The 1892-nt window shown below is 44.6% G+C and carries 1 protein-coding gene; it reads left to right on the top strand.

The genetic code is table 11. The features are described 5' to 3' along the window. Positions 1–1624: phosphogluconate dehydratase (gene edd / locus MED121_RS06160; RefSeq protein WP_009832770.1), on the top strand; the 1624-nt coding region annotated here is incomplete at its 5' end. Positions 1625–1892: the final 268 nt, after the last annotated feature.

Here is a 1892-nt window from a genome sequence, read left to right as displayed (position 1 = left end):
TGGCATTATTTCTTCCTATAATGACATGTTGTCTGCACATCAGCGTTATGAAATCTATCCAGATAAAATTCGTAAAGCGGTGCATGAGATGGGTTCTGTTGCTCAGTTTGCAGGTGGTGTACCTGCCATGTGTGATGGGGTTACCCAAGGGCAAGATGGCATGGAACTAAGCTTGTTTAGCCGTGATAATATTGCTCAAGGCGCAGCGATTGCCTTGTCTCATAATATGTTTGATTCTGCTGTTTATCTTGGTATCTGTGACAAAATTGTGCCGGGACTATTAATGGCGGCATTGCGCTTTGGACATTTGCCAAGCTTGTTTATCCCCGCAGGACCTATGCACTCAGGCATTACTAACGCTCAAAAAGCTGCGGTTAGACAAAAGTTTGCCATAGGTGAAGCCACACGTGATGAGCTTTTAGAAGCTGAATCGGCTTCTTACCATAGTGCGGGTACTTGTACTTTTTATGGAACCGCTAACTCAAACCAGCTTTTAGTTGAATTAATGGGTCTTCAGCTACCCGGTTCTTCTTTTGTTAATCCGAATGACCCTTTGCGTGATGCGCTGACAACTTATGCTGCCCAATTAGCAACAAAAATCACAGCATTAGGTAGCGACTATCGTCCTATGTACGAGATTGTGGATGAACGTAGCATAGTTAACTCGATCGTTGGTTTGCTCGCAACCGGTGGCTCAACTAACCACACCATGCATATTGTGGCCTTTGCCCGTGCTGCTGGCATTATTATTACTTGGGATGACTTTGCTGAACTGAGTAAAGTCGTGCCTTTATTGACCCGTATCTACCCCAATGGCCCTGCTGATATTAACCATTTCCATGCGGCAGGCGGTATGGCTTTTCTTGTGAAGCAACTTATCGCGGGTGGTTTAGTGCATGAAGATGTGAATACCATTATGGGTAAAGGGTTAGCTCATTACGCCAAAGAACCTTTCTTGGATAACGACAAACTAGTATGGCGTGATGGTACGTCAGATAGCTTAGATGAAGATGTCGTAAGACCTATTACTGCACCTTTTAGTAAAGAGGGCGGCTTGTCTCTTTTGACGGGTAATTTGGGGCGGGCTGTTATCAAGGTCTCAGCGGTTAAAGATGAGAATCGTGTCATTGAAGCGCCAGCGGCGGTTTTTCATAGCCAGCATGAATTAGCGGATGCTATTACTAATGGTGACCTTAAGCGTGATTGCATTGCTGTCGTTCGTTTCCAAGGGCCACAGGCGATAGGTATGCCAGAGTTGCATAAATTAACGCCTTACCTTGGAAATCTGCAAGATCAAGGCTACAAGGTTGCTTTAGTGACAGATGGCCGTATGTCAGGCGCGTCAGGTAAGGTGCCTGCAGCGATTCATCTAACGCCAGAAGCCGCTGCTGGTGGTGCAATTGGCCGTATTCAAGATGGTGATATGGTGCGTCTTGATGCAAACACGGGTGAATTAAGTCTATTAATTGATAGCCAAAACCTTGCTCACCGCGAGCAAGCTAAGCATAACCTTGATGCTTCTCATCAAGGTATGGGACGTGAACTTTTTGTGGCGCAAAGAGCCATGGTGACAGGTGCGGAAGAGGGGGCAACTAGCTTATTTCCTCCTTTAAACCTGTCATAACATTTCCTCTGACAGCTAGCACTTGTGCTAGCGTCTGGTGTTTTAGGTCTACATTTGTAGACCTTTTTTTTGTCTATAAATTAAATTGCACTGATCAGTTTACTTTTTGCTTTGCTATGCATAAAATGCACTAATCAGTTTACTTTTAACGACGAGGCTTAAAATGAAAAAAATTGCATTAGTGACAGGGACATCAACAGGGTTAGGTTTAAGTATGACTTTGATGCTGGCAAAACAGGGTTTTCATGTATATGCCACCATGCGCAAC

This window comes from Marinomonas sp. MED121, assembly GCF_000153025.1.
GTDB lineage: Bacteria > Pseudomonadota > Gammaproteobacteria > Pseudomonadales > Marinomonadaceae > Marinomonas.
The sequence above is the reverse complement of the archived record's forward strand: the minus strand, read 5'-3'. Positions and strand labels throughout refer to the sequence as shown.